Source organism: Paraburkholderia sp. IMGN_8 (genome assembly GCF_038050405.1).
Taxonomy (GTDB): domain Bacteria; phylum Pseudomonadota; class Gammaproteobacteria; order Burkholderiales; family Burkholderiaceae; genus Paraburkholderia.
The window spans coordinates 2,516,542-2,540,861 of sequence record NZ_CP150901.1 but is presented as its reverse complement, the minus strand read 5'-3'; the positions used below and the strand labels follow the sequence as shown (position 1 = coordinate 2,540,861).

General features: G+C 62.4%; 24 protein-coding genes. 7 read left to right on the top strand and 17 right to left on the bottom strand.

Going from position 1 to position 24,320, the window contains the following annotated elements:
* Window positions 1-8 precede the first annotated feature (8 nt).
* The 6 genes from hpaH to WN982_RS32515 form a co-directional block, all read right to left on the bottom strand.
* Window positions 9-812 carry a 2-oxo-hept-4-ene-1,7-dioate hydratase gene (gene hpaH, locus WN982_RS32540; protein WP_341316136.1) on the bottom strand — a complete coding sequence of 268 codons (804 nt, stop codon included), beginning with the start codon at window positions 810-812 and terminating at the stop codon, window positions 9-11.
* 34 nt (window positions 813-846) lie between these two features.
* Window positions 847-1,260: a 5-carboxymethyl-2-hydroxymuconate Delta-isomerase gene (locus WN982_RS32535; RefSeq protein ID WP_341316135.1), complete on the bottom strand. Its 414-nt coding sequence runs from the start codon at window positions 1,258-1,260 to the stop codon at window positions 847-849.
* Between the two features lie 17 nt (window positions 1,261-1,277).
* Window positions 1,278-2,141 carry a 3,4-dihydroxyphenylacetate 2,3-dioxygenase gene (gene hpaD, locus WN982_RS32530; RefSeq protein WP_341316134.1) on the bottom strand — a complete coding sequence of 288 codons (864 nt, stop codon included), beginning with the start codon at window positions 2,139-2,141 and terminating at the stop codon, window positions 1,278-1,280.
* Between the two features lie 78 nt (window positions 2,142-2,219).
* A complete protein-coding gene (hpaE, locus tag WN982_RS32525) occupies window positions 2,220-3,677 on the bottom strand; it encodes a 5-carboxymethyl-2-hydroxymuconate semialdehyde dehydrogenase (protein WP_341316133.1) in 1,458 nt (485 codons plus the stop codon).
* A gap of 165 nt (window positions 3,678-3,842) precedes the next feature.
* Window positions 3,843-4,601 (bottom strand): fumarylacetoacetate hydrolase family protein, encoded by a 759-nt coding sequence (locus WN982_RS32520; protein ID WP_341316132.1) that lies wholly within the window; start codon window positions 4,599-4,601, stop codon window positions 3,843-3,845.
* A complete protein-coding gene (locus WN982_RS32515; RefSeq protein ID WP_341316131.1) occupies window positions 4,598-5,371 on the bottom strand; it encodes a fumarylacetoacetate hydrolase family protein in 774 nt (257 codons plus the stop codon). The genes WN982_RS32520 and WN982_RS32515 overlap by 4 nt, the downstream gene beginning before the upstream one ends.
* A gap of 134 nt (window positions 5,372-5,505) precedes the next feature.
* On the opposite strand from WN982_RS32515, the gene hpaR reads away from it, so the two are divergent.
* The 3 genes from hpaR (at window position 5,506) to WN982_RS32500 (ending at window position 9,186) form a co-directional block, all read left to right on the top strand.
* Window positions 5,506-5,961, top strand: coding sequence for a homoprotocatechuate degradation operon regulator HpaR (gene hpaR, locus WN982_RS32510; RefSeq protein ID WP_341316130.1), 456 nt, complete (start codon window positions 5,506-5,508; stop codon window positions 5,959-5,961).
* 334 nt (window positions 5,962-6,295) lie between these two features.
* The gene (locus tag WN982_RS32505; RefSeq protein WP_341319487.1) at window positions 6,296-7,375 is read left to right on the top strand and encodes a hypothetical protein; all 1,080 of its coding nucleotides are present in this window, start codon (window positions 6,296-6,298) and stop codon (window positions 7,373-7,375) included.
* Between the two features lie 287 nt (window positions 7,376-7,662).
* Window positions 7,663-9,186 carry a CoA-acylating methylmalonate-semialdehyde dehydrogenase gene (locus WN982_RS32500; protein WP_341316129.1) on the top strand — a complete coding sequence of 508 codons (1,524 nt, stop codon included), beginning with the start codon at window positions 7,663-7,665 and terminating at the stop codon, window positions 9,184-9,186.
* A 125-nt stretch (window positions 9,187-9,311) separates the two neighbouring features.
* Here the strand turns inward: WN982_RS32500 and WN982_RS32495 are convergent, their stop codons facing one another.
* The 7 genes from WN982_RS32495 to WN982_RS32465 form a co-directional block, all read right to left on the bottom strand.
* On the bottom strand, window positions 9,312-9,875 hold the full coding sequence (locus tag WN982_RS32495) for an isochorismatase family protein (protein ID WP_341316128.1): 564 nt from the start codon (window positions 9,873-9,875) through the stop codon (window positions 9,312-9,314).
* Between the two features lie 13 nt (window positions 9,876-9,888).
* The gene (locus tag WN982_RS32490) at window positions 9,889-10,341 is read right to left on the bottom strand and encodes a MarR family transcriptional regulator (RefSeq protein WP_341316127.1); all 453 of its coding nucleotides are present in this window, start codon (window positions 10,339-10,341) and stop codon (window positions 9,889-9,891) included.
* A gap of 76 nt (window positions 10,342-10,417) precedes the next feature.
* Entirely contained in the window at window positions 10,418-10,867 is a 450-nt protein-coding gene (locus WN982_RS32485; protein ID WP_341316126.1) for a zinc-finger-containing protein, read from the bottom strand.
* Between the two features lie 78 nt (window positions 10,868-10,945).
* Window positions 10,946-11,395: a copper chaperone PCu(A)C gene (locus WN982_RS32480; protein WP_341316125.1), complete on the bottom strand. Its 450-nt coding sequence runs from the start codon at window positions 11,393-11,395 to the stop codon at window positions 10,946-10,948.
* Between the two features lie 36 nt (window positions 11,396-11,431).
* Window positions 11,432-12,898, bottom strand: coding sequence for a PepSY domain-containing protein (locus WN982_RS32475; protein ID WP_341316124.1), 1,467 nt, complete (start codon window positions 12,896-12,898; stop codon window positions 11,432-11,434).
* Between the two features lie 111 nt (window positions 12,899-13,009).
* The gene (locus WN982_RS32470; protein ID WP_341316123.1) at window positions 13,010-15,388 is read right to left on the bottom strand and encodes a TonB-dependent receptor; all 2,379 of its coding nucleotides are present in this window, start codon (window positions 15,386-15,388) and stop codon (window positions 13,010-13,012) included.
* Window positions 15,389-15,471: 83 nt separating this feature from the next.
* Window positions 15,472-15,864 carry a DUF2946 domain-containing protein gene (locus WN982_RS32465; RefSeq protein ID WP_341316122.1) on the bottom strand — a complete coding sequence of 131 codons (393 nt, stop codon included), beginning with the start codon at window positions 15,862-15,864 and terminating at the stop codon, window positions 15,472-15,474.
* Window positions 15,865-16,242: 378 nt separating this feature from the next.
* Here WN982_RS32465 and WN982_RS32460 point away from each other — a divergent pair, with 378 nt between their 5' ends.
* Together WN982_RS32460 and WN982_RS32455 are read left to right on the top strand one after the other, a co-directional pair.
* Window positions 16,243-17,559, top strand: coding sequence for an MmgE/PrpD family protein (locus tag WN982_RS32460; RefSeq protein ID WP_341316121.1), 1,317 nt, complete (start codon window positions 16,243-16,245; stop codon window positions 17,557-17,559).
* Window positions 17,556-18,887 carry an LLM class flavin-dependent oxidoreductase gene (locus WN982_RS32455; protein ID WP_341316120.1) on the top strand — a complete coding sequence of 444 codons (1,332 nt, stop codon included), beginning with the start codon at window positions 17,556-17,558 and terminating at the stop codon, window positions 18,885-18,887. The genes WN982_RS32460 and WN982_RS32455 overlap by 4 nt, the downstream gene beginning before the upstream one ends.
* A 91-nt stretch (window positions 18,888-18,978) precedes the next feature.
* On the opposite strand, the gene WN982_RS32450 is transcribed toward WN982_RS32455, so the two are convergent.
* From WN982_RS32450 to WN982_RS32435, 4 genes are read right to left on the bottom strand one after another with little or no spacing between them, the layout of a single operon-like run.
* Window positions 18,979-19,845, bottom strand: coding sequence for an amino acid ABC transporter ATP-binding protein (locus WN982_RS32450; RefSeq protein ID WP_341316119.1), 867 nt, complete (start codon window positions 19,843-19,845; stop codon window positions 18,979-18,981).
* Window positions 19,832-20,635, bottom strand: a complete 804-nt coding sequence (locus WN982_RS32445) for an amino acid ABC transporter permease (protein ID WP_341316118.1) — start codon at window positions 20,633-20,635, stop codon at window positions 19,832-19,834. The genes WN982_RS32450 and WN982_RS32445 overlap by 14 nt, the downstream gene beginning before the upstream one ends.
* Window positions 20,625-21,386, bottom strand: a complete 762-nt coding sequence (locus WN982_RS32440; protein ID WP_341316117.1) for an amino acid ABC transporter permease — start codon at window positions 21,384-21,386, stop codon at window positions 20,625-20,627. Before WN982_RS32440 ends, WN982_RS32445 begins: the two co-directional genes overlap by 11 nt.
* Window positions 21,383-22,240, bottom strand: coding sequence for a transporter substrate-binding domain-containing protein (locus WN982_RS32435; RefSeq protein WP_341316116.1), 858 nt, complete (start codon window positions 22,238-22,240; stop codon window positions 21,383-21,385). The genes WN982_RS32440 and WN982_RS32435 overlap by 4 nt, the downstream gene beginning before the upstream one ends.
* Before the next feature lie 357 nt (window positions 22,241-22,597).
* On the opposite strand from WN982_RS32435, the gene WN982_RS32430 reads away from it, so the two are divergent.
* Both WN982_RS32430 and WN982_RS32425 read left to right on the top strand, forming a co-directional pair.
* Entirely contained in the window at window positions 22,598-23,311 is a 714-nt protein-coding gene (locus WN982_RS32430; protein ID WP_341316115.1) for an alanyl-tRNA editing protein, read from the top strand.
* A 23-nt stretch (window positions 23,312-23,334) separates the two neighbouring features.
* Complete coding sequence (locus tag WN982_RS32425; protein WP_341316114.1) at window positions 23,335-24,189, top strand: AraC family transcriptional regulator; 855 nt, start codon at window positions 23,335-23,337, stop codon at window positions 24,187-24,189.
* The last annotated feature ends 131 nt before the right edge of the window (window positions 24,190-24,320 follow it).

The window sequence follows — 24,320 nt, the reverse complement described above, 5'->3', positions numbered from 1 at the left end:
CGGCACACTCAAATGAAGTTCAAACCAATGCCGCCCAGCGGACCATAGTCGACATGGAACGTATCGCCGGCGCAGGCAGGAATCGGGCTCGTGAACGAGCCGCTTAGGATCACGTCGTTTGCGTTTAGCACTTCGTCGTAGGGCGCGATCTTGTTCGCGAGCCACGCTACGCCCGTGGCCGGGTGATTCAGCACCGCCGCAGCAAGTCCGCTTTCTTCCACCGCGCCGTTCTTGTACAGCAACGCGCCGACCCAGCGCAGATCGACGTCCAGCGGACGCACCGGTCGGCCGCCCAGAACAATCCCCGCGTTCGCCGCGAAGTCCGAAATGGTGTCGTAGACCTTGCGCGGCGCCTTCGTTTCGCGGTCGAATTGCTCGATGCGCGCATCGATAATCTCCACCGCCGGGCTCACGTAGGCCGTCGCGTCGAGCACGTCGAACAAGGTGACGCCTGGACCCTTGAGCGGCTTGCTCAACACGAACGCCAACTCCACCTCGACGCGTGGCGCGATGAAGCGGTCGGCGCGGATGTCCTGGCCGCTTTCAATGAACATGCTGTCGAGCAGCGGCGCATAGTCAGGTTCGTCGATCTGCGATGAACGCTGCATTGCGCGCGATGTCAGCCCGATCTTGCGACCCTTGATCACATGCCCTTCGGCCAGTTTCAGCTTCACCCACTCGCGTTGAATCGCGTATCCGTCCTGCACGGTCATCTGCGGATAGGCGGCCGAGAAGTGGCGTAGTTGCGTACGCGTTTTCTCGGCATTGTCGAGTTGTGCCGCGAGGTCGCGGATAGTCTGTTCATCTAGCATGGTCGATTCTCTATTAACCGCCGCCAGGCCCTGGTTACCGGGCCTTCAGCCGCGCGTGCAAATTGTTGTGCTTCCACGTGCCCGCTTCGCTGAATTCATTGATTTCGAGCGATAACGCCAAGCCGTGCTTTTCAAATTCCGCAGCGAAGTGTTGTTTGATCAAGTCGAACAACGCGTCGCCGGTTGCCTTCTTTACGGCCTCGGAGCGGCCAGCGCCGATCTTCAGATTCGCATGGAAAAACGCGGCGTCGGGCTGGCCGTCGGCGATGCAGTACTGCTCGCAGCGCAATGCGCGCACGCGGATGCCGCCCAGCGGATAAACGCGTTGTTCGTTCTCGCGCTGCGTATCGCGACAATGAGCAAGGCAATCAGCGAGGGTCTTGCACAGTTGGGCGATGCTGTCTTCGCCGGCCAGGTTGGCGCTGTATTCAAGTGTCAGGTGCGGCACGTTGGGCTCCTCAAGGCTTAAGCGGGCAGGGGCGTGACAGGGAAGATCGCATTGATCTGGCCGGTGCCAGAGCTGCCGAAATAAGGCGTGATGACTTCGACCCTGCCCTCGTAGCGATCCCAGCCGAGTGCGCCGAGCAGCATTGCGGTGTCGTGCATACCGCCTTCGCCCCAGCATTTTTCGTTGTAGAGCGGCAGCATCTCGCAGAAGGTTTTCCAGTCGCCGGCTTCCCATAACTCGACGACCCTGCGGTCCATCTGTTCGAGAAACGGGCTCCATACCTTATGCATGAATTGCTCGGCCGTGCCGTTGTTGGCGAAGTGGTGGCTGAGCGAGCCGCTCGCCAGAATCGCCACGGTGCCGTCGTAACGCTCCTCGATCGCCTTGCGCACCGCGAGTCCGAAACGCGCGCTGGTCTCGAGGTCGTGCCACATGCACCAGCCCGACACCGACACCGTCTTGAAGTGCTGGTCGCTGTTCATGTAGCGCATCGGCACCAGCGTGCCGTATTCGAGTTCGAGCGTGGTGTCGCTATGCGCGCGGCTTTTCACACCCATTTCGTTCGCGACTTCCGCGATCAGATTGCCGAGCCCGACATTGCCGGGATACGCGTACGGCATGTTCTTGATGAAGTGCGGCAGTTCGTTGCTCGTATAGATGCCTTCAAAACGCGGCGCGCAATTGATGTGGTATTCGCTGTTCACCAGCCAATGCACATCGAACACGACGATCGTATCGACACCCAGCTCGCGACAGCGCCGGCCGATCTCATGGTGGCCGTCGATCGCTGCCTGACGGCAGCCTTTATGTGGACCGTCGAGTTCGGATAGATACAACGACGGGACGTGAGTCACTTTTGCTGCTAACGCGAGTTTGCCCATCGCGATCTCCTATTCTGTATGGCGTGAAGCGTGACCCAGCGGCGCGCATAGAACAACGCTCCAGCGCGCCCCAACATCTCAAACGCCCCAGCGCGGAATGTGATGCGAGCCGAGCGACACACACACGTTTTTCGGTTCGAGGAACACTTCGTAGCTCCACGTGCCACCTTCACGGCCCACGCCCGATGCCTTGGTGCCGCCGAACGGCTGACGCAGGTCGCGCACGTTCTGGCTGTTGACGAAGCACATGCCGGCTTCGACGGCTGCAGCGACACGCAACGCGCGGCCGGTGCTCTCCGTCCAGATGTAGCTCGACAGGCCGTAGGAAATGTCGTTGGCGAGTTTGATCGCGTCGGCTTCGTCGTCGAAAGGAATCAGGCAGGCGACCGGCCCGAAGATTTCTTCCTGCGCGATCCGCATACGGTTGTCGACATCGACAAACACCGTCGGCATCACGAAATTGCCTTTGCGCATCGCGTCAGGCAGATCGGGCGCATCGAGTCCGCCGCATGCGAGCGTTGCGCCTTCTTGCGGACCCAGTTCGATATAACTGCGCACTTTCGCCAGATGCCCCTGGCTGATCATCGGACCGACAATCGTGTTGTCGGCAAGCGGATCGCCAACGGTCAAGCGCTTCGCGCGTTCGACGAACCGCTCGGCAAAGCGCGCGTAAATCGAGCGCTGCACGAGAATTCGCGAGCCTGCCGTGCAGCGTTCGCCGTTGTTCGAGAAGATCATGAATACCGCGGCATCGAGCGCGCGTTCGAAATCGGCGTCGTCGAAAATCACGAACGGCGACTTGCCGCCGAGTTCCATCGAAAATTTCTTCAGACCCGCGGTTTGCACGATGCGGTTGCCGGTCGCCGTCGATCCGGTGAACGACACCGCATGCACGTCCGGGTGCGCCACCAGCGGTTCGCCGGTTTCCTTGCCGAAGCCGTGCACGACGTTCAGCACGCCGGCCGGAATGCCGGCTTCGAGCGCGAGATTGCCGAGCATCGACGCGGTCAGCGGCGACAGTTCGCTCATCTTCAACACAGCGGTATTGCCGAACGCGAGGCAGGGCGCGACTTTCCACGTCGCCGTCATGAACGGCACATTCCACGGCGAAATCAGCGCGCACACGCCCACCGGATGAAACAGCGTGTAGTTCAGGTGCGTATCGGTCGGGTACGTATGGCCGTCGACACGCGTGCACATTTCCGCGAAATAGGTGAAGTTGTCGGCCGCGCGCGGCACGAGCTGCTTGCGCGTCTGCGAGATCGTCTGGCCGGTGTCTTTCGTTTCGGCCTCGGAAATGTCCGGCACGTTCTCGGCGATCAGCTCGCCGAGCTTGCGAATCAGTTTCGCGCGTTCCGCAGCGGGTTTGCCGGCCCACGCCGGAAACGCGTCTTTCGCCGCGCGCACGGCGGCGTCGACTTCTTCCGCGGTGCCGCGCGCGACTTCGGCGAGCACGTCTTGCGTCGCGGGATTGACGGTTTCGAAGTAGTCGCGCGCCGTGCTCGACTTGCCGTTGATCAGATGCTCGATTCGCATTGCCTTGTCCTTTCTCTTTTTGCTGTCGATCGGAGTTAGCGTGTCGACCAGAGTTAGCGCTTTAGCGCTTACTCTGGTCCCATGCAGAGCTGTCGACCAGAGTTAGCGCTTTAGCGCTTACTCTGGTCCCATAGCGCTTACTCCGATCCCATGTAAAATCGTCGATCAGGCGCGGCCAAAGTCCGCGTCGGATGCAATCGTATTGACGAGACGGCCCAGGCCGTCGATTTCGCAGACGACTTCGTCGCCCACATTGACGTTGACGATGCCCTCCGGCGTGCCGGTCAGGATCACATCGCCGGGCGCGAGCGTCATGAAGCTGCTCAGGTATTCGATCAACGCCGGGATGTCGGTGACGAGATCCCGCGTATTGCCGTGCTGTTGCCGCGTGCCGTTCACATAGGTGCGCAACTCGAGTTGCATGACGTCCGCGACATCGGCGGCGTCGACAAACCAGGGGCCGAGCACCGTGCCGCCGTCGCGATTCTTCACGCGCAGGTTGGGGCGGTAGTAGTTCTCCAGGTAGTCGCGGATCGCATAATCGTTCGCGATCATGTAGCCGGCCACGTGCTGCATGGCGTTTTCGCGCGTAACGTTCCGTGCGGTCTGCCCGATCACGACAGCCAGTTCGCACTCGTAGTGCATGAAGGTGACGTCGGCGGGGCGGCGCGTCACGCCGCGATGGCCGATCACCGTGCCAGGGCCTTTGAGAAAAACGAGCGGCTCTTCCTGCTTGGTGAATTGCAGTTCTTTGGCATGCTCGGCGTAGTTCAAGCCGAGCGCGAAGATCGTGCCGACCTCGATCGGCGCGAGCCACACGACTTCATCTTCGCGACGCACGCGGCCATCGGCGAGGCGCACGCCGTTGGCGTCCGGCCAGGCTTCGTGAATCGCTCCTGCATACGCAACACGGCCGCGCATCATTGCTGTTCTCCATCGTGTTCTTGTGCACCGGCAAACGACACCTCAAGCGGCGGCAATTCGCCGATCGATAGCGTGGCTGTGTCGCCGATATGCGCGACCGGCGAACCATGCGGCACGCCTAGCGTGATGACGTCACCGGCGCAAAGCGTCATGAAATCGGTGACGTCCGCAATCAATTGCGCCACGTTACGTACCGACGAGGCGGTGCTCGCCGTGAAGGTTTCGTGTCCCTTCAGTAGCACCTTGATGGTCAAATCGTCCGGTGCTGAAACATGACGCGCCGAAACCACGGCCGGCCCGATCACGCAAAAACCGTCGCGTGCCCTGAACCGTACCGAAGGCCGGTAGACGATTGCATGCGGCACGCTCAGATCGGCGACCAGCGTATAGCCGGCGATGTAGTCGAACGCGTGGTCCGCGCTCACGCGTGTTGCAGTGCGGCCGATCACAATCCCCAGCGACGCACCGACCTCCACGCCCAGCGCGTTGTCAGGCACGACGACGCGCGCACGGTGCCCGGCCAGCGTGTTGCGCGGCTTCAGATAAAGAACCGGCGCTTTCGGCGGCGCTTTATAGGGCGCGGCGTTCACCGCATCGCCCAGCGCGTCCAATGCGGCCCGGTCGTTGAGCAGGGTTCCATAGACAGCGCCCGAAACCGGCGCGCGGCAGGCAATGCCGCGTGCAAGCAGCGCGGCAACGGTGCGCGCGTCCACGTCGCGAGGCAACGCGTCGCCTTCGGGATGCAGCAGATGATCGGCAAGTGCAAACATAAATCAGCTGCCTCCCGGAGAAAATACTAACATGTTAGTAGTATTGCGCTTGATATCATCCACGGTCAATAGCCTGTCGGCTGATCGCGGGTTTTCCCTTAAGCTTTGACAGCTGTCTTTACTCATCTTCCGCCATGTCCGCTTCCACTGCTACCCGAGTTCTGCACCGCAATCTGCCGATGTTGTTGCTGCGCGCCAGAGAAAAAATGATGGAGCGTTTCCGCCCATTGATTACCGCGCATGGTTTGACCGAACAGCAGTGGCGCGTGATTCGCGCGCTCAACGAGCATGGCCCGATGGAGCCGCGCCACATCTCCGATATCTGCACGATTTCGAGCCCGAGCATGGCTGGCGTGCTCGCCCGCATGGAGAGCATGGAACTGGTGACGAAGGAGCGTTTTGCGGAAGACCAGCGCCGCGTGCTGGTGTCGCTAACGGAAACGAGTGTCGAATTGGTACGGGTGATCTCTAAGGATCTTGAAGCCCATTATCGCGAGCTGGAGCGCAAGGTCGGGCCGGAAATCGTCGAGCGCGTGTATCGCGCGGTCGACGATCTGCTCGCCGGCCTCGAAGAGGAAGACGCGGAGTGAGTTAGAGGTTTATTCCCCCGATGCGGGCGCGGTGGCGTTTGCCGTTGCTTTCTCGCGCAGCCCAGGCAGGCATGGAATCTGGGCGCTGGAAACGCATGAATGGATCGGCAGGACGCGCAGCTTCGTGCCGGCATGAACGTCATCGCTAGCCACGTGAAATCTTCCGTAACCAGGCCTACGGCTCAACTCGCTAAAGTGTGCGCTTGAACAGCGTGGAGCAGGCAGCACCTGCCGTCCATCGCTTCGTTGTTGCTTTCATTTGAAGAGAAGCCCCATGCCTGTGTCGCACGGTCCGCCGATTGGCCCGTCGAGCGCCGCTGACGGCCAAACGCCTATGTCGAATGATCCGGCTCCTCAGCCGCATGCCGCCACGCTACAGAGTGACCTGAAACAGGGCATTTTCTTGCATACGGGCTGGCGCAGCGCGGGAACGTGGATCTGGTCGCGTCTGCGGGCGCTGGATTCCGTGACCGGATTCTATGAGCCGCTGAGCAATGTGCTTGCCGATTTGAGTCTCGCCGAAGTTTCGGCCTGCCGTCCCACGATGACTTCGGGGCATCCGCAGCTTACCGCGCCTTACTTCGAAGAGTACCGGCCACTTTTGCAAGAGGGCGCTCGCGGTGTGCCTGGGTACCGGAAACGTTTTGGCACCGATCGTTTCGCAAGCGCGCCCGACGCGGAATTCCCCGCATTGCAGGCTTATTTGCGGCGTCTGTGTGAGCGGTCGGCCGCGCAAGGCAAGGTGCCGGTCTTCAAGTTTTGCCGCTCGTCCGGCCGCTTGCCCTGGTTCAGGCGCGCGTTTCCGCAAGCAATGCATGCGGCCGTGCTGCGAAATGCCGCATCGCAGTTTGCATCGGGGTGGCTGCTCAATCAGCAATGGAGCAATCCGTTCTTTGTCGCCGCGCCATTTCGCGTCCTGGGCCTCAACCAATCGGAGCCGGTGGTCAGGCAGGCGATTGAAGCATGCGGTGTGAGCTTGCCACCTGCGCAACCCACTTCGGACGAGGCCTACGCAATGGCGTGCGAGCAGTATGCGCGCACGGCTGAAGGCAACAACGCGTATCGGGCGTTCATTGCGCTGTGGATTCTCTGCGCGTTGCGTTTGTCGGACGGCGTCGATCTAGTGATCGACGTCGACCGGCTTGGGCACTCTCGCGAATACGCAGCCGAAATGCGCGCCGCGTTCCAGGCGCAGAGCGGATTGTCGCCGGATTTCAGCGGCGCACGCGACCTTGTCGAAGAGACCTCGCGAAGTGCGGGGCGCATGGCCGGGATCGACGGCCGGTCGATGCGGGCTGTTCATTCCGCCGCGCTGAAGTTCATGGCGTCGCAGGGCGGATCGTCAACGAATTTCACCGAACTGGTTCGCGAGAAGATGGCGCTGGCCAACGAATTGACCGCGCAGTGGCGTTGAGTGTTGGCAAAGAACTGAGCGACTCGCTAATTTGAACGCTGGCGACGCCGCAAAACGCGCCTCGCCGCGGGTTCCAATACAGTTGCGACGCAAAAAACAATACAGTGAGGTGCGGTTTTATTGTGCTGTATCGGGAATATGACCGGCGCCGTCGATACAGTTGGGAGGTCTTCATGGAGCCTGCCGATGAGCGGACCTCCGCCAATGTGCTGCGCAACGTAGCCTGATTTTTTGCTTACGGCCCGGTGGTGATTCGTACCGGCCCATCCAGAACACGAGGTAACCAGATGAATGCAGTGAACGAACAAGGAAGGCTGTCGGTGCAGCAGTTGGGCCATTTCATTGGCGGCGCGCCGGCTGCGGCCACTAGCGGCCGCTTCAAGGACGTGTTCAATCCTGCCACCGGCAAGGTGACCGGCTCGGTCGCGCTCGCTTCGGTCGAAGAAGTGGATGCCGCGGTCAAGGCCGCGAAGGCCGCCTTTCCCGCGTGGAGCGAAACGGCGCCGATCAAGCGCGCCCGCATTCTGTTCAAGTTCAAGGAGCTGCTGAACAAGCATCATGACGAACTTGCGCTGCTGATTACGCGCGAACACGGCAAGGTGTTCACGGACGCGCAAGGCGAAGTGGTGCGCGGCATCGAGGTGGTCGAGTTCGCGTGCGGCATTCCGAATCTGCTGAAGACCGATTTCACCGACCAGATCGGCGGCGGCATCGACAACTGGAATCTGCGCCAGCCGCTCGGCGTGGTCGCCGGCATTACGCCGTTCAATTTCCCGGTGATGGTGCCGATGTGGATGTTCCCGGTCGCGCTCGCCTGCGGCAACACGTTCGTGCTGAAGCCGTCGGAGCGTGATCCGTCGGCGTCGCTGCGGCTCGCCGAACTGCTGAAGGAAGCGGGTCTGCCCGATGGCGTATTCAACGTCGTGAACGGCGACAAGGTGGCCGTGGATGCGCTGATCGAGCATCCGGACGTCGCCGCGCTGTCGTTTGTCGGCTCCACGCCGATCGCCGAATACATCTATACGGAAGCGTCGAAGCGCGGCAAGCGTGTGCAGGCTCTGGGCGGCGCGAAGAATCACCTGGTGGTGATGCCGGACGCCGATCTCGACCAGGCGGTCGATGCATTGATCGGCGCCGCTTATGGCTCGGCAGGCGAGCGTTGCATGGCGATTTCGGTGGCGGTGGCGGTGGGCAATGTCGCCGATGAACTGATCGAGCGTCTGGTGCCGCGCGTGAAGTCGCTGGTGATCAAGAACGGCGAGAACCTCGACGCCGAAATGGGTCCGTTGGTTACCGCCGAACATAAGGCCAAGGTAGCCGGCTATATCGCATCGGGCGAGGCGCAAGGCGCGAAGCTGATCGTCGATGGCCGCGTGCATCCGGTGGCGGGCGAAGAAGGCTTCTTTATCGGTGGCACGCTGTTCGACCAGGTCGGCACGGACATGAAGATCTACAAGGAAGAGATCTTCGGCCCGGTGCTGGCGGTGGTACGTGTGGCCGATTTCGCGAGCGCGGTCGAGTTGATCAACGCGCATGAGTTCGGCAATGGCGTATCGCTGTTCACGTCGGATGGCGGCGTGGCGCGCGCATTCGGGCGACAGATTCAGGTGGGCATGGTCGGCATCAACGTGCCGATTCCGGTGCCGATGGCATGGCACTCGTTCGGCGGCTGGAAGCGTTCGCTGTTCGGCGATCATCACGCTTACGGCGAAGAAGGCGTGCGTTTCTATACGCGCTACAAGAGCATCATGCAGCGCTGGCCGGATAGCATCGCCAAGGGTGCTGAATTTACGATGCCGGTGGCGAAGTAACAGCGTAGCGAGACCGCAGTGAAAAAAAAGCCGCGCCTGATTCAGGCGCGGCTTTTTTTCTGGATTGATCAGGTAGAGCGCGCCGACGACGAGCGACCCGTGTCGCGCAGTTGTTCAAAGAGCGCTCATACGCGTGTGCTGTCGAGCAGGTCGAGGATTTCCTGCGTCGTGCCGGTTTCGCCGAGCCGCGGGAAGATTCGCGCGATGCTGTTGGTGTGGGCGTCGAGGTGCAGATCGGTCATTGCGTCGACCGCGAACGTGACGTTAAAGCCGAGTTCGTGTGCGTAACGCGCGGTCGATTCGACGCCGATGCTGGTCGATACGCCGGCAAGCACCACTTGCGTGACGCCTTGCTCGCGCAGCCAGGCTTCGAGGTCCGTGTTCGTGAACGCGCCCCAGGTCCGCTTGGTCACCAGATGATCCGACGGCTGCTGGTTCAGTTCGGGCACCAGATCCGTAAAGCCGGCGGAAAAGTCGCCGCGGTTGCGCGCCTGTTCCGCGCGGCCCGCCGCACCGCCCGCGACGTTGACGAGCACCACCGGCAAGCTGTGGCGGCGAAAGGCATCGGCCAGTACGGCGGCACGCTTCACGATTTCGCCGGTGGGATGGGCGGTGGGCAGCGCAACGATGCCTTGCTGCAAATCGATGACGACCAGTGCGGTCGTTGCGTCGAGTGTTGTCAGTGCCATGGAATACTCCTGGTTATGAATCGGCGAGGCGTTTGAGCAATTCGACGCCGGTTGCGAGTTGTTGCTGCTCGGCTGGCGTAAAGCGGGTCTGGATTGTGCGGAATAGCCAGTCTTCGCGGGCCGCGCGGCTTGCCTTGACCTTCTTGCGAAAGGCGGGGGTGAGCGAGAGAACGGTTTGCCGCCCGTCATTCGGGTCGGGCGCGCCGCTGACGAGACCGGCCGCTTTCAGAACCGACAGCGTCTCGCCCATTGACTGCGGGCGCACGCCCTGGGCTCGTGCGAGCGCGGTGACCGTTGCCGGGCCCTCGCGCTCCAGCAGACCAAGAACCTGCACCTGCGACGGCGTGAAATCGCCGACATGCGCTTCTTCACGCAGACGGCGGCGCAGTTTGCCGACGAGAACGCGAAGGTCTTCCGCCATTGCGTGCGTAGCTTCGGAATCGGCCCGCAGGTTGTTGCTGATCATGCCATCTCACAATATGAAGGTAACCTGTGAAGGTTGCCTTCATAAATGGCGATGGTCAAGTTGGCGGCGATTGCCCTTATCGGGGTTCACCGGAGCGCCGTTCGCGCTCGAAACTTTCGATGATCTCGATAGCCGCCTTGCATTGGTCGACGTCGAGCAGATGGATGTGGCATTTTTTTTCGTCGATTTCCAGTTTGTCCGCGAGCCACTTGTAGCCTTTGGAACGCGCCTCGAACGTGTTGCAGCCGTCGCGGCGCACCTTCGCTTCGACCATCGGTTCGAGCGCCGCGTGCAGTCTGGCTTTCCATTCGCGTAGCTCGGCATTCGCGAGCCGCCCGAGCGGCAGATGACGTGTGCTGCGCGCGAAAATGCCGATCCACGCTTCGCATGGCGCGCAAATCCAGAGCGGCCCGTGGTCCTCGCGGTATGGGTAGGCGTCCTCATCTGCTCTGACGAGAACGGCCTTCGCGCCGCAGTAGTTGCAGATCGGTTGGGGAAGGGCTTTGACAGGACGGCCAACGCGCATCTGGAGGGGAAATCGAGGTTGGAACGATCAATATATCAAAACAGCCGCCGGCGAGGACGGCAAGCGTCAGAACGCGTCTCACTGCCCCATCGTTCCAGCGCTTTTCACGGTGCAAGCCGCGATGACTTTCTGGCCGTCGCTGAACGTAAAGGTCAGCGGGATCGTCGAGCCGATTTTGAGCGGCTCTTTTGGTTGCTCGAGCATCACGTGATAGTTGCCCGGCGCAAATGCGAGCGAGCCGTGCGCCGGCACTGGCACCTGATCCACCATGACCATCGCCGACGTACTGCCCTGTTTTTGCGTCTGATGCAGCATGGCCATGCCGAAGGCGTCCGAGCTGACGCCGACGAGATTCAGCGGTTGGTCGCCGGCGTTGCTAGCCTTGAAATAGCCGCCCGATGGCAGTTTGCCGGGCAATGCGCGGATCCAGCAATCCGATACGCTCGCGGTTGCCGCGGTGCCCGCGAACGCGGAGATCGATGTGCCGCACAGCGCGGCGGCGAGTAAAAGCTTCTGGATGTTCGTCATGGTTTTCTCCTCGATTTCACAGTGGAAAACTGCGCGTTAGGCAGCTTGCCGCGACGCGCGGCCGAAAATTGTGCGATCGGCCAGCCATACCGCCAGCAGCGTGGCGCCCATCAGCGGGAATACGATGCCGAGCAGCACGAGGCCGCTCTTCCAGCCGCGCATCGGCGGTGCGCAACGCTCACGTGCCGGTGCGCCGAGCGAACGCTGCGGCCGCCGTTTCCACCACATCACGCAGCCAGTCGCAGCCATGCCGGCGAGTCCGAGCGAAATCGCAGCGCAGAGAATCTGATTGGCGACGCCGAAATAGCGCCCCATATGCAACGACGTGCCATACGACACTGCTTTCGACACGGCGCCGTAGTCGCCGTAGCGGATGTCCTTCAGCACCGCGCCGCTGTATTGGTCGAGGTACAGCGTGCGCTCCTGTTGCGGGTCGTCCGGAAAGTACGAGACGGTATAGACGCCGGAAGGTGACGCTGGCAGCACGAGGTTATAGCCGCGGGTCACGCCGAGCGACGCGACCAGCGCGACGACAGGTCCGAGCGGCAGCGCTTGCAGCGCGCGCGTATCGGCGGATGCCGGTACGGGGGCGTTGCCGACGGCCCATGGCGTGATAGGCAGAGGCAGGTCGTCCATCACCATGCCCGGCATCGACTCCATTTTCGAGTCATGTGCGTTGTCCATGTGGTGCATGGGTTGGCCTTGGATCGATGCCTGCGTGCCCGGCAGCGTGGAGCGTAGCGGCAGGCCGCCCCATGAGCCCGCGGGCGCACCCAGATTCGCGCGGGTCGCGAGCGCCTTGAATTGCTTGCCCCATGAACCCGACCAGGGCAGGCCGGTCAGCACGAACGCCAGCGCGCCGAGCGCGAGCCAGATGCCCATCACCGCGTGAAGGTTCTTCCACAGAGCACGGCCTTTAAGTGCGAAACGCGGCACCAGAGCGTCTTTCGCGGTCGTCTTTTCGCGCGGCCACCACAACGCGACGCCGGTGCCGATCATCACGAGCGTCCAGCACGCCGCCAACTCCATCAGCAGTTCGCCTGGCTTGCCGAGCAGCAGCTTGCGGTGAAGCATGCGGTCCACCTGTATGAAGCGGTGCTCGACGCTCAGCGTGCCCAATACTTCGCCGCTATACGGGTTCACGTAGACGCTTTGCTTTTCACCATCGGCGAGGCGGAAGATGAATTCAGCACTGCGGTCGGGCGCCTGCGCGATCACCGCGGTAACCGCCGCTGCATCGGCGGGCATCGCCGCGCGTGCCTTCGCCAGCAGCGTATCCTGGGTCAGCGTGGGCGTCGCCTGCGGTTCGACGATCAACCGGTGCGGATAAAGCAGCGGCTCGATTTGCGGTTGGAAGCAGTACAGCGTTCCGGTAATCGCGAGTATCACCAGGAATGGCATGACGAACAGAGCCGCGTAAAAGTGCCAGCGCCATAGCGTGCGATAGCCGGCGTTTGCCATGCTGACCGGCGCAGCCGTGCGTTGAGCGGTGGTGGTGGACATTCGATCCTCCTGTAGGCAGTTATTGATCTTTCGAATCACCCTGCGCGGCGCGCGTGGCCAGGCGGGGCGTCGTGAACGAACGGGAGCACGGATATACGCGCGCAGCCGCGCTCACATCCGTAACTTCGCTTCGACGTAAAACGTGCGGCCCGGATACGGGTGGTAGACGAAGTAACGCGCGTCGAACAGGTTGTCGATGCCGACGCCGAGTTCACTCAGCTTCGTGGGCCTGAAGGTAAATTTGGCATCCGCGACGGTGTACGTACTGGTGCCGCCGAATACATCCGGGTTCGTATCGGTGTTGGTCAGCGTGTTGTACTGACGTCCCGAGTAACGCGCGGCGAGCGTGACGGCCGAGCGTTCGTCGATGTGATACGTCGCGGCGATATTGGCGCGCCACAGCGGAATGCGGTAGAAATACTTGCCGACCGTCGCCGGGTTCTGCGCATTCGCGACGATCTTCGACTGCGTATACGCGACGCTCGCCAATAGATCGAGGCCGCGCACGAACACATCTTGCCCCTGGTAGCTGGTCTCCACGCCGCGCGAGCGCACCTTGCCGATGTTCTGGAAGTTCGTCACGTTGGGGATCACGGTCGTATCGGTCTGAGTGAAGATCGTGTTCTTCACGTCGTCCTGGAACAGCGAGAAACGGAATAGTCCGTTCCAGTGCGCCCATTCGGCGGTCAGCTCTTTCGAGAGATCGTCTTCAGGCTTCAGGTTCGGATTGTTATTGACGATCGACGAGCCGTTGATTTGCCCCTGGAACAGTTCGCTGACGGTGGGAAAGCGATATGCGCGGCCAATCGACGCGCGCAAGGTCAGATCGTCGGTGACGTCGAACGACAACGACGCCTTCGGCGAGAAGTGGTGCTCGCTCGCGTTGCTATAAGGAAGGCTCGTGCCGGCCCGCGCCTGCGAGCCGTCATAGGCCTGCCAATCCTCATAGCGCACGCCGTACACGAACTTCCAGCGCGGCAGGAAGCGCCACGCGTCCTGCGCGTACAGCGCCTGTGTCTGCGTCTTGCCGGTGAACGCGTTGGCAAACGTGGTGGCCGGACCGTCCCGCCAGTTCAGCGTGTTGTAGCTTTCGTTCTCGAGAAAGTAGTTGTCGTAGTGATAGCCGAAGCTTAACCAGTGGCTCGCCAACCCCGCCTCGGGCGTGGCGGGCGTATAGGTGGTTCTGAGATCGAGCGTCTTCCAGCCAGTGCCGTCGCCGAATATGACGGTGCCGGGACCGTTGCCTGGCGCACCCGAACTGGCGGTGCGCGCCACGCTGTTGCCGATGTCGTAGTACGAAGCAAGCGCTTCGCCATTCCAGCCGGTGGCGTTGCGCGTTTTCAGAGACACGCCATATAGCCAGTTCTCGCTATGGCCCAGACTCGGCGCCATCGCGGCAGCGGGAATCGCGTATTCGTAGCCGCCGATCGCGACCTTGCCGCTGTAGACCGGATTGCCGTTGGCGTCGCGCAGAAACGTCGAGGTCTGGCTGTTATAGGTCTGATGCCAGTAGCCGAGCGTAAAGCCGGCTTGCAGCGTGGGCGTGAAGTCGTACTGCATCTTCAGCTTGAACTGGTCCTGCACCGTGTGCTCGATGCCTTCGCCGTTGACCCCGAGTACGGCGGTCGGCGTGTTGGTCTGGTTGTTGTAGATGTAGGTGCCGCTGACCGGCGTATCGCCGGCTTTGGCCGGCGTGCTGGACTTCGCGAGTGTGGCGAATTGCAGTGGCTGGCTCGTATTCTCCAGATGGTTCACGCCGAGCAGCCAGGAGAATTTGCCGATCCGGTCACCGATCGACGCGCTCGCTTCGCTGCCGTTGAAGTTCTGATTCACGCCGAACAGGCTGAAATGCTGCGTGAAGGCTTTGACGTCGGCGCTGGCTTCGAAGCGCTTCGGCATGCGTGTGCTGATGAGCACGGTGGCGCCGAGCGAATTGCCCGGATAAAGCGCGGAGAACGGCCCGTAGAGCACGTCGACCTGTTGAATGTCGTCGGGAAAGACCATCGACCAGCGCGGTGGAAACGAATAGCTGTTGCCGAGCAGATTGCTGAGCAGCAGCCCGTCGGCGTAGACGAGGCCCCGCGCGCTTTGCGTATTGCTGGTGCCGCGCACGGCGATGATCGAGTTCAGGTCGCCGATAAAGCGCTTGCGCACCGCGAGATTCGGGATGTACTTCAGCACGTCTTCGGTGTTGACGACGTTCCAGTTGTCGAACTGTTCGGGTGTCACGGTCTCGACTGATGCCGGCATGTTCGGATCGACGGCGCGCGGAGCAGCGGGCGCCTTGGCGCCGATCGTGACCGAGGGCAGGGTGGCGTCGGCTGTTGCGCTGTCCGCGTGAGCGAGCGATGGGATGACGGCCGGGACAAGCGCCGGCACGCAAGCCGGAATGAATGACAGCGGCGGCAGGCCGAACGTGACGCGACGCGCGCCGAGACGGGCGCCTTGAAGCACGAAAGAGGGCAGCCTTCGCAAAGCGAAGTTAAACATGGGTGTTTCCTGGATGCATTGAACAGGCGATCGCGCGCGCCCTCGACGGGCGCGGCGAGATGCGCGATCAGGAACAACAGCGATCAGGAAACGGCTGGGGGATCTCTTGGGCGTCCGGAGGGGAACGCGCCGAGCGGCGTGAAGCGGGTAGAGAGCGCGGGCGGCGCCGCGCTTGCGATCGCGAGCCCAACCGACGGTTCGGCGGGCGCGACGTTTGTCATCGCGACGTGATGCTCGAGCAGATGACAGTAGCCGCACGCACCGAATGCATCGTCGTGGCTCAGGTGGACCGGCGGCTGACCGGCATGGCTCGCCTGTACGGAATCCTGCGGCTGGAGCGCCGAGCAGAGCGCGGCGACCGGCTCGTGCGCGCGCCCCGACACCAGCATCTGACTGACGACCGGCGCGAACACGATGAGCCACATGGCGATCAGGCCAAGCCATGCGGTCATGCGGTTGCGGGAGCGTAGTGTCATGATGGCGAACGTAAAGACGCGCCGGATTCTAGCATCCTGGCGCAAGCGTCTCCAGCGTCGTCGCGCGGCGTGTGTCCGCTATTGCCCGCGCGCCGGACGTGGCGCGGGCAGATCCGTCTGCTGGAGCAACGCTGAATCCGCGATATCGAAAGCGGGAAATCTTGTTTGTTGGCGAGCGGGTGCTTCGTTAGCATTCTGCGTTTAGAGCGTTGCCGCCCGGACGCGTCCGGGTGCGGGTGGCAAGGCTTGCGGCAAGACTTATGTCGAGCCGGCGGCACGCGGCGCTCCGTACGCGATCTTCCACGATTTCACTCTTTCGACATGTCACGCCTGTGCGCATCTACTCCAGCGGAACCGGCTGCCGGTATCACGCGACAATTGGCAGCCGCGATCGCAAACGCCGTTCCTGCCGATGACACGACCGCGATCGCCGCAGCGCGGCGCGGCATTCTCGACTTTCTCGCTGCCGCCTTCGCCGGCGCCGGCGACGCCGGCTATCGAAAACTATTGACGGTGAATGGCCAGGATTCACGCGGCGAAGCGTCGGTGATCGGCAGCGCGTTTGGCGCGTCGGCGCAACAGGCCGCCTTGCTCAACGGCTACGCCGGACACGCGCTCGACTACGACGACGTGCACAGCAGCGTGCGCGGCCATCCGGCGACCGTGCTGCTGCCTGCGCTGTTCGCGCTTGCGCAGACGCGCGGCAGTAGTGCGCTCGAATTGCTCGACGCGTACGTTGTCGGTGTCGAAACGATGGCGCGCCTCGGTCTGGCATTGGGCAGCCGTCATTACGAGCAGGGGTTTCACAACACCGCGACGCTGGGCACCCTCGGCGCCGCGGCGGCCGCGTCGTTTCTTCTGAAGCTCGATGCGGTGGCCGTCGAGAATGCGCTCGGTCTGGCGGGTACGCAGTCGGCTGGATTGCGCCTGCAGTTCGGCAGCGAGGCGAAACCGCTGCATGCCGGGCTCGCCGCGCGCGCGGGCGTGTTCGCGGCCGAACTGGCGGCGGCTGGCCTACAGGGATCCGCGGGCGTGCTCGATGGACCGGTCGGCTTTTTCGCCGTGTTCAGCGGCGGCGCTGCGCGACCGGAGCGGGTGCTCGAAGGATGGGGCGCGCCCTGGCAGATCGTCACGCCGGGACTGTATTTCAAACCGTGGGCATGCTGCACGGCGACGCACTACGCCGTGCATGCCGCGCTGACGTTGCGCGACCTACACCTGCTCACGCCGCACGACATCGAATGCGTGGCGGTGACCTTCCCGCCGGGCGGTGACACGCCGCTCGCGAACCAGCTCCCGGCAACGGGTCTCGAAGCGCGTTTCAGCGTCGAATACGCAGTGGCGGCTGCGCTGACGGACGGCTCACCTGGCGTGGCGACCTTCGCCGACGTACCCGTGCGCGACGACCTGATTGCGCTCGCCGCGCGCGTGGCGCGCCGTCATGATGAAACTGCGGCGCGTGCATCGACCGATCCGGCCACGCGTTTCTCGACCGTCGAGATCGAACTGCGCAACGGTACGATGCTGAGCCACAAGACGGACCGTCTGCATGGCGCTGAAGATTTACATGCGAAGTTTGCGGACGCCACCAGCCACAGCCGCGTGCTCGAATTTGTTCCTTCACTGATCGACACGATGCACAGCGCTGCCGATCTCGCTTCTCTTTTCAAAGCCTTCGCACAGATCAGCGTATGACCACGACCAACAGTCACGCCGCCCGCAGGCAGATGCGCCTCGGGCTCTTCATTCAGGGCGCGGGGCACCACGTCGCCGGATGGCGACATCCCGATGCGCAGGCCGGCAGCGAGAATCTGGCGCTGATGCAACGCATCACGCAGACCGCCGAGCGCGCGAAGTTCGACATGGTCTTTCTCGCCGACGGCCTGACGAGCGGACCCGATGCGCATCCGTCGATGGCGATGCGGTTCGAGCCGCTGTGCCTGCTGTCGGCGCTGGCGATGGGCACGCGCCACATCGGTCTCGCCGCCACGGCGTCGACTACTTATAGCGAGCCGTATCACGTCGCGCGTGCATTTGCGTCGCTCGATCATCTGAGCAACGGCCGCGCGGCCTGGAACGTCGTGACGACTTCGTACGACCGCACGGCCGCGAATTTCACGCGCGGCAATCACCCGGACCACGCATTGCGCTATGAAATGGCGGGCGAATTCGTCGATGTCGTCAAAGGACTGTGGGACAGCTGGGACGACGACGCGGTCGTAAAAGACAAGGCACGCGGCGTCTACTTCGATCCCGCCAAGGTCCATGCGCTGGACCATGAAGGGCAGTTCTTCAAGGTGAAAGGGCCGCTGAACGCGTCGCGTCCGCCGCAGGGACATCCGGTGGTGATTCAGGCCGGCTCGTCGGGACCGGGGCAGGATCTCGCCGCGCGCACTGCGGAAGTGGTGTTCACGGCGCAGCAAACAATCGAAGAAGCGCGGACGTTCTACCGCGACCTCAAGAGCCGTCTGCCGAAGTTCGGCCGCGAGGGCGAACAACTGCACGTGATGCCCGGCGTGTTTCCGGTTATCGGCCGAACGGAACAGGAAGCGAAGGACAAGTACGCGCAATTGCAGCAATGGACCGACACGTCCGGCGCATTGTCGCTGTTGTCCGACCGGCTCGGCCATGACGTGTCGAGGTATCCGCTCGACGGTCCGCTGCCTGAGCTGCCCGAATCGGATCAGTTGAAAAGCCGCGCCAAACTGCTGACCGATCTCGCGCGCCGCGAGAATCTGACTTTGCGCGAACTGTATTACCTCGTGGCGGGCGCACGTGGGCACCGCATCGTGTGGGGCACGCCGGTGCAGGTCGCGGATGCGCTCGAGGAGTGGTTCACCGGCGAGGCCGCAGACGGCTTCAATATCATGCCGCCGTATTTCCCTGGCGGCCTCGACGACTTTACGGAACTTGTCGTGCCCGAACTGCAACGGCGCGGTCTGTTCCGTACCGAGTACAGCGGCACGACGCTGCGCGATCACCTCGGCTTGCAGCGGCCCGTGAGCCGTTACGCGGCCCGTTGAGTCGGGCAAAGAAAAACACGGCGCCTGTGCGACAGACGCCGTGTCGTTGAGTCACTTGTCGCTGAGTCAGTTCCGCTCGGGCCAGGTATGCTCAGATCGCGAAGCGGCTCAGATCCAGTTGCAGCGGCACGCGCGGTTGCGTTGCGGGTGCGGCTTCCGGTGCAACCGGCGTGTGCGCCAGAAACGCCCGCGTGCGCGGACTCGTGGGCGCACGAAACAGACGCTCCGCGGGACCGTGCTCGACGATCACCCCGGCCTCGGTGAAATAAACCGCGTCGCTGACTTCTTCGGCAAAGCGCATCTCGTGCGTGACGAGCACGCAGGTCATGCCGTCCCTGACCAGATCGCGTATCACGGTCAGCACTTCACCCACGGTTTCAGGATCGAGTGCGGAGGTCACCTCGTCGAACAGGATCAGATCCGGCTGCATGGCGAGCGCGCGAGCGATCGCCACGCGCTGTTGCTGTCCGCCGGACAACTCGCCCGGATAGGCATGCGCTTTATCGGCGAGGCGCACTTTCTTCAGCAGATCGTAAGCGGTGCGGGTCGCGGCGGCTTTGTCGCGGCCGAGAATGCGCACCGGCGCAACGACCAGATTGTCGAGCACACTCAGATGCGGAAACAGGTTGTATTGCTGAAACACGAAGCCGACACGCTTGCGCAATTCAATCTCGTCGCGTTCGGACGCAAGTTGATCGACGCGCGTGCCGTCGACTTCGATCGTGCCGTGCTGGGGATGCAGCAGTCCCGTGATGCAACGCAGGATCGTCGATTTGCCCGAACCGGATGGACCGATGATCGACACGGCCTGACCGCGGAACACGTCGAGGTCGATGCCCTTGAGCACCGGATTGGCGCCGAATGAAAGATGCACGTCGCGCAACCGTACCAGCGGGTGCGCGGCGGAGGCGGAAGGGGCGGCGAAAGAGGCTGCGAATGTGGCGTCAGCTGAAGGCATAGCGTTTTTCAATGAAACGGGTGAGGCGCGCAATCGGATAGCAGTACGCGAAGAACAGTCCGAGCACGGTGAAATAGACGACGACCGTGAAATCAGCACGCGCCACGGTATTGCTGGCGACCTGTGCCGTGTCGAGCAGATCGTGCACACCGACTAGCGACGCGAGCGCCGTCGCCATCGTGATGCTGGCGTAGAGGTTCATCCATGGCGGCAGCATCCGCTTCACGCACTGCGGCAGAATGATCCAGCGGAATACCTGCGTGCGGCTGAACGCGAGCGAACGCGCGGCGTCCCACTGCGCATGCGGGATCGACTGGATCGCGCCGCGGAAGATCTCCGCGAAGTTGGCGCTCGCGGGCAGCGCAAGGCCGAGCGTGACCTTGAACCAGTCGGGGAACGGCAGCGTCTGATGGCCGATCGCGATCTCGAACGGGAAGACATAGGTCGAGAAATAGATCAGCACGAGCAGCGGCGCGTTGCGGAACACCTGCACATAGCCGCGCGTCGCGACGCGCACGATCCGGATCGGCGACAGCAGCAGCGGTCCGAGCACGAGACCGGCCAGGGTGCCGAGCGCGATCGCGAGCAGGCTGATCTCGATGTTGACCCACAGCGATTTGCCGAGCGCGGGCGCCCACGTGATGAGCGCGGCGAGCGTCGGGTAGTGGCGGCCATGGGCGATCTCATGCTCGAACACCGCAAGCAAGGCAGCGACGCCAACCACGGCGAGTAGCGCGGCAGGGCGGCGCCGTTCGCTCCGCGCCAGTGACGAGAGCGTTTCAGTGGCCATAGCCTGGCATCCTCAAGCGCGCTTCGAGCCAGCGCCCTGCGCGGTTGATTGCGAAGGTCAGCGCGCCGAAGAACAGCAGAATCAGGATCATCAATTCGAGCACGTTGTCGCGCTGCGTCCAGATCATGATCGACGCATAGGTGATGTCGCCGACGGCGATCGCCGAGGCGACGGTGGTCATCTTGACGAGATCCGTCATATTGTTGACGAGCGCCGGCAGCGCGAAACGCACCGCGAGCGGCAATTGCATGCCCCACAGACGCTGGCGGCGGCTATAGCCGAGCGACTGCGCCGCTTCCAGAGTGGCGCGCGGTACGGCTTCGATTCCGGCACGCAGCGCTTCAGCGTGAAACGCCCCCTTGTGCAGCGAAATCACGATCGCGCTCCAGATGAACGGCGTCAACGTATTGCCGCCAAGATTGCGCAGCACCTCGCTAATCAGCATGTTGATCACCAGAAACGCGCAGAACAGTTGCACAAGCGTCGGCGTATTGCGAGTGATTTCGACGAAGACTCGGGCCGGCCGCGCCAGCGCGGCGCGCGGCGAAGTCAGCATGGCTGCCAGCACGACGCCGGCGAACAGACTGCCCAGCGCCGTGACGAGCGACAACTCGAGCGTCACCAGCATGCCGTGCAGGAACGATGCGCGTTCGTCCGCGTCGAGCACGAAGCTGTAGTTCAGGCCGGTCTTGCCGATGGCATCGACGAGCGCTGCGGTGGCTTGCGAGAAGCCTGCAAGCGGCGAACTCATGTGCGTTGCGCCTTGTACTTCTCGTGCAGATCGAGCACGGCCTGCGAGGGCTGCATCGCGTTCTTGCGCTCGACATCGATCAGCCAGCCGCTGCGATGCCAGTCCTGCACGATTTTATCGAGCGCGTTCTGCGTGTCGGTTTCGCCCTTGCGCACCCAGATCACGGCCGGCGACGGAATCAGATCGTTTGAGACGGGGATGGTGTAGTCCTTCCAATCCGGATTGCGTGCGGCGAGCAGGCGCAAGGTGGGCGCGACATGCACCGCGGCGACGCAGTTATTGCCACGCAGCGCGAGCAGCGATTCCGGCTGGCCGCGGAATGCCTTCACCTGTGCGCCGTATTGCTCGGCAAGCGGCTTCGTGTAGTTGCTGCCCTGCGAGACGCACACGGGTTTGCCGCGCACATCGTTCCACGTCTTGATGCCGCTGTCTTTGCGCGTGATGAGCGCGCCGCCGATTTCCTCGAACGGTGTGGGCGGATACGAGAAAATCTCCGCGCGTTCCTTGGTGACTTCCATGTTGGCGATCAGCGCGTCGACCTTGCCTTGCTGAAGGAACTGCACACGATTCGACGGCTGCACCGGCGTCAGTTCCGCTTCGACGCCAAGCCGCTTCGCGACGTCTTCGGCGAGATCGACATTGAATCCAACCGGCTTTTGCGTGGCGGGGTCGAGTGAACCGAACGGCGGCCCGGACAGGATCACGCCAATCACGATCTTGTGACGCTGATGGATACGGTCGAGCGTGCTGTCCGCGTGCGCGGCGCCGGCGGCGAAGGCGGCGAGAACAGTGAAGGCGCGCAGAGCGCGGTTAACCGTGATGCGGTGGGTGATGCGGTGCGGAGCGTTGAACATGAAAGGATCGGCGGAATTCTGGATCGCCTATTCTCGGCATGCCGGGCTCCGGAAAGAACCAATCAATTTTCATACCGTTATCTGGTTCGCGCATTTGTGCAGACGACGCCGATGTTTAAGCATCGTATTGGACGTTATGACGTCGCATTGCGGTATTGCTTCGTCAAAAACATATACGACACGGAATGGCGACAACTTGAACGGCACACATAGCGTGCGACGGGGGACGGTTGGCTGATTCAACGCGAATCTGCAGCGCTGCCCGGCACAGGAGACAGGAGCATTTTTGACCAAGACAGGTTGGGCCCAGACTCAGTATGCTGGGCTTAACCAGTCAATTCATGCGAGGTCAAAAAGGTGCCGCACTATCTTTGCCATGAGCAGCCGGATTTGCTCGAGTTCGAAACAACCGTTGTTGCCGCTCGGCCCGGCGCGGTCGTGCTGAGCCGCTCGGCATTGCATCCGGGCGGGGGTGGCCAGGTCTCGGACGCGGCAACGCTGACACACGCACACGGCGCCGCCCGGATTACCGGTGTTTCGGCGGAAGGAAGCGTCTTATGGCATCTGCTCGACGAGCCACTCGAACTGAACGGCGACGTCCACGTCGCCATCGACGCGACCCGGCGTGCCACAGTTGCCCAGCTCCATACGGGCACGCACATCCTCAACGCGCTTGTGTATCAACGGTTCGCCGGCGCACTCGTCACGGGCGTACAAATTAACGAGGATGGTACCGCTCGCATGGACTTCGATTTGCCCGACGCGGATAACGATGCGTTGCGGTCTCTGGAGGAGCCCATCAACGAGGTGATCCGCCGCGGCATGGACGTGCGCGCATATTATGTAAGCGAAATGGAAGCAAAGGCGACGCACGGTCTGATCCGCAGCCTTTCGGTAGCACCCCCGCCGACACCCGAGGGCACTATTCGGATCGTGGAAATCGGCGATCTCGACCGGCAGGCCTGCGGCGGCACGCATTTGTCCAACACGGCGCAATCGAGACCTATCCGCATCGTGAAGATAGAGAACAAGGGCCGTCACAATCGCCGGGTAAGACTGGAACTGGTTTAAGGGTGGAACGAGGGGCGCGAACCATGGCGATGACTGAAAAAAGCGAGCAGGGGTTTGTCTGTTGGCGCGATAGCGCACTTGACGGCGCCTGCCTTGCAAGCGCCCGTTATGGTAAGCACAAGTTCGATCGGCACTTGCACGACGAGCTCGTTATCGTCATGACGGAAAACGGTGCCGGCCAGTGCCATACGCGCGCCGGTAGCGACATCGCCGGACCGGGCAGCGTGCTGGTGTTTGGGCCGGGCGAATACCACAGCGGCGAGGTGTGGGAGGGCCGTGAATGGATTTACCGTGCCATCTATCTTGACGTGGAAGGTCTCGCCGCACTGGGCGCCGTCTTTTGCCCAGACTCACGTCTCGACAAACCGCTTCTCGTTCCGCCTGGCCTCTATCAGGACGAGCTTCTTTCAGGTCTGCTGGTCAAGGCGCATGCCAGTCTTCACGAACACGGCTCGACGTCGTTGATGGAACGGCAGGCGAACTGGTGGGCGGCGATGGGCATGTTGTTCGGAAGGTATGGTCAATCCGGGCCTGATGCCGGCGAAGCACGGCGCGAATCCCGAAAAATGGCCCAGGTTCGTGACTACGTCGCCGCCAACTTTGCGCGCGACATATCGATAGACCAATTGGCTGAACTCGTCGGCCTCAGTCGATATCATCTGATGCGCGCTTTTTGCAAGGAGTTCGGTCTGCCGCCACACGCGTATGCGACTCAGATGCGCCTGCTTGCAGCAAGACGGATGCTTGCGGCGGGACATAACGCAGCAACGGCCGCTGCGGCAGTCGGCTTTTATGATCAGAGCCATCTCAACCGGCTTTTCAAGCGAGCATACGGAGTCACGCCGGGGGCTTACGCGGCGCTGAAGCCCGGGCAGTAGCCGGGGCAGCATCGCCAATCCTTTTAGCGGAGGAAGGGCGGCCATACGGATGATGTCAGGATTTCCTTACGCGCGATTCAGGATGCGTAGCTCCGATTTTCCGCGCTTCCTGACTGCGTAGCGCTCTTTGC

Coding starts and splice junctions, on each gene's coding strand:
- WN982_RS32435 (WP_341316116.1), bottom strand. CDS start 22,240: ATGTTCAACGCTCCGCACCGCATCACCCACCGCATCACGGTTAACCGC.
- hpaH (WP_341316136.1), bottom strand. CDS start 812: ATGCTAGATGAACAGACTATCCGCGACCTCGCGGCACAACTCGACAAT.
- hpaD (WP_341316134.1), bottom strand. CDS start 2,141: ATGGGCAAACTCGCGTTAGCAGCAAAAGTGACTCACGTCCCGTCGTTG.
- WN982_RS32475 (WP_341316124.1), bottom strand. CDS start 12,898: ATGTCCACCACCACCGCTCAACGCACGGCTGCGCCGGTCAGCATGGCA.
- WN982_RS32480 (WP_341316125.1), bottom strand. CDS start 11,395: ATGACGAACATCCAGAAGCTTTTACTCGCCGCCGCGCTGTGCGGCACA.
- WN982_RS32445 (WP_341316118.1), bottom strand. CDS start 20,635: ATGGCCACTGAAACGCTCTCGTCACTGGCGCGGAGCGAACGGCGCCGC.
- WN982_RS32455 (WP_341316120.1), top strand. CDS start 17,556: ATGACCACGACCAACAGTCACGCCGCCCGCAGGCAGATGCGCCTCGGG.
- WN982_RS32490 (WP_341316127.1), bottom strand. CDS start 10,341: ATGATCAGCAACAACCTGCGGGCCGATTCCGAAGCTACGCACGCAATG.
- WN982_RS32425 (WP_341316114.1), top strand. CDS start 23,335: ATGGCGATGACTGAAAAAAGCGAGCAGGGGTTTGTCTGTTGGCGCGAT.
- hpaE (WP_341316133.1), bottom strand. CDS start 3,677: ATGCGAATCGAGCATCTGATCAACGGCAAGTCGAGCACGGCGCGCGAC.
- WN982_RS32500 (WP_341316129.1), top strand. CDS start 7,663: ATGAATGCAGTGAACGAACAAGGAAGGCTGTCGGTGCAGCAGTTGGGC.
- WN982_RS32515 (WP_341316131.1), bottom strand. CDS start 5,371: ATGTTTGCACTTGCCGATCATCTGCTGCATCCCGAAGGCGACGCGTTG.
- WN982_RS32485 (WP_341316126.1), bottom strand. CDS start 10,867: ATGCGCGTTGGCCGTCCTGTCAAAGCCCTTCCCCAACCGATCTGCAAC.
- WN982_RS32450 (WP_341316119.1), bottom strand. CDS start 19,845: ATGCCTTCAGCTGACGCCACATTCGCAGCCTCTTTCGCCGCCCCTTCC.
- WN982_RS32440 (WP_341316117.1), bottom strand. CDS start 21,386: ATGAGTTCGCCGCTTGCAGGCTTCTCGCAAGCCACCGCAGCGCTCGTC.
- WN982_RS32465 (WP_341316122.1), bottom strand. CDS start 15,864: ATGACACTACGCTCCCGCAACCGCATGACCGCATGGCTTGGCCTGATC.
- hpaR (WP_341316130.1), top strand. CDS start 5,506: ATGTCCGCTTCCACTGCTACCCGAGTTCTGCACCGCAATCTGCCGATG.
- WN982_RS32495 (WP_341316128.1), bottom strand. CDS start 9,875: ATGGCACTGACAACACTCGACGCAACGACCGCACTGGTCGTCATCGAT.
- WN982_RS32470 (WP_341316123.1), bottom strand. CDS start 15,388: ATGTTTAACTTCGCTTTGCGAAGGCTGCCCTCTTTCGTGCTTCAAGGC.
- WN982_RS32520 (WP_341316132.1), bottom strand. CDS start 4,601: ATGATGCGCGGCCGTGTTGCGTATGCAGGAGCGATTCACGAAGCCTGG.
- WN982_RS32505 (WP_341319487.1), top strand. CDS start 6,296: ATGTCGAATGATCCGGCTCCTCAGCCGCATGCCGCCACGCTACAGAGT.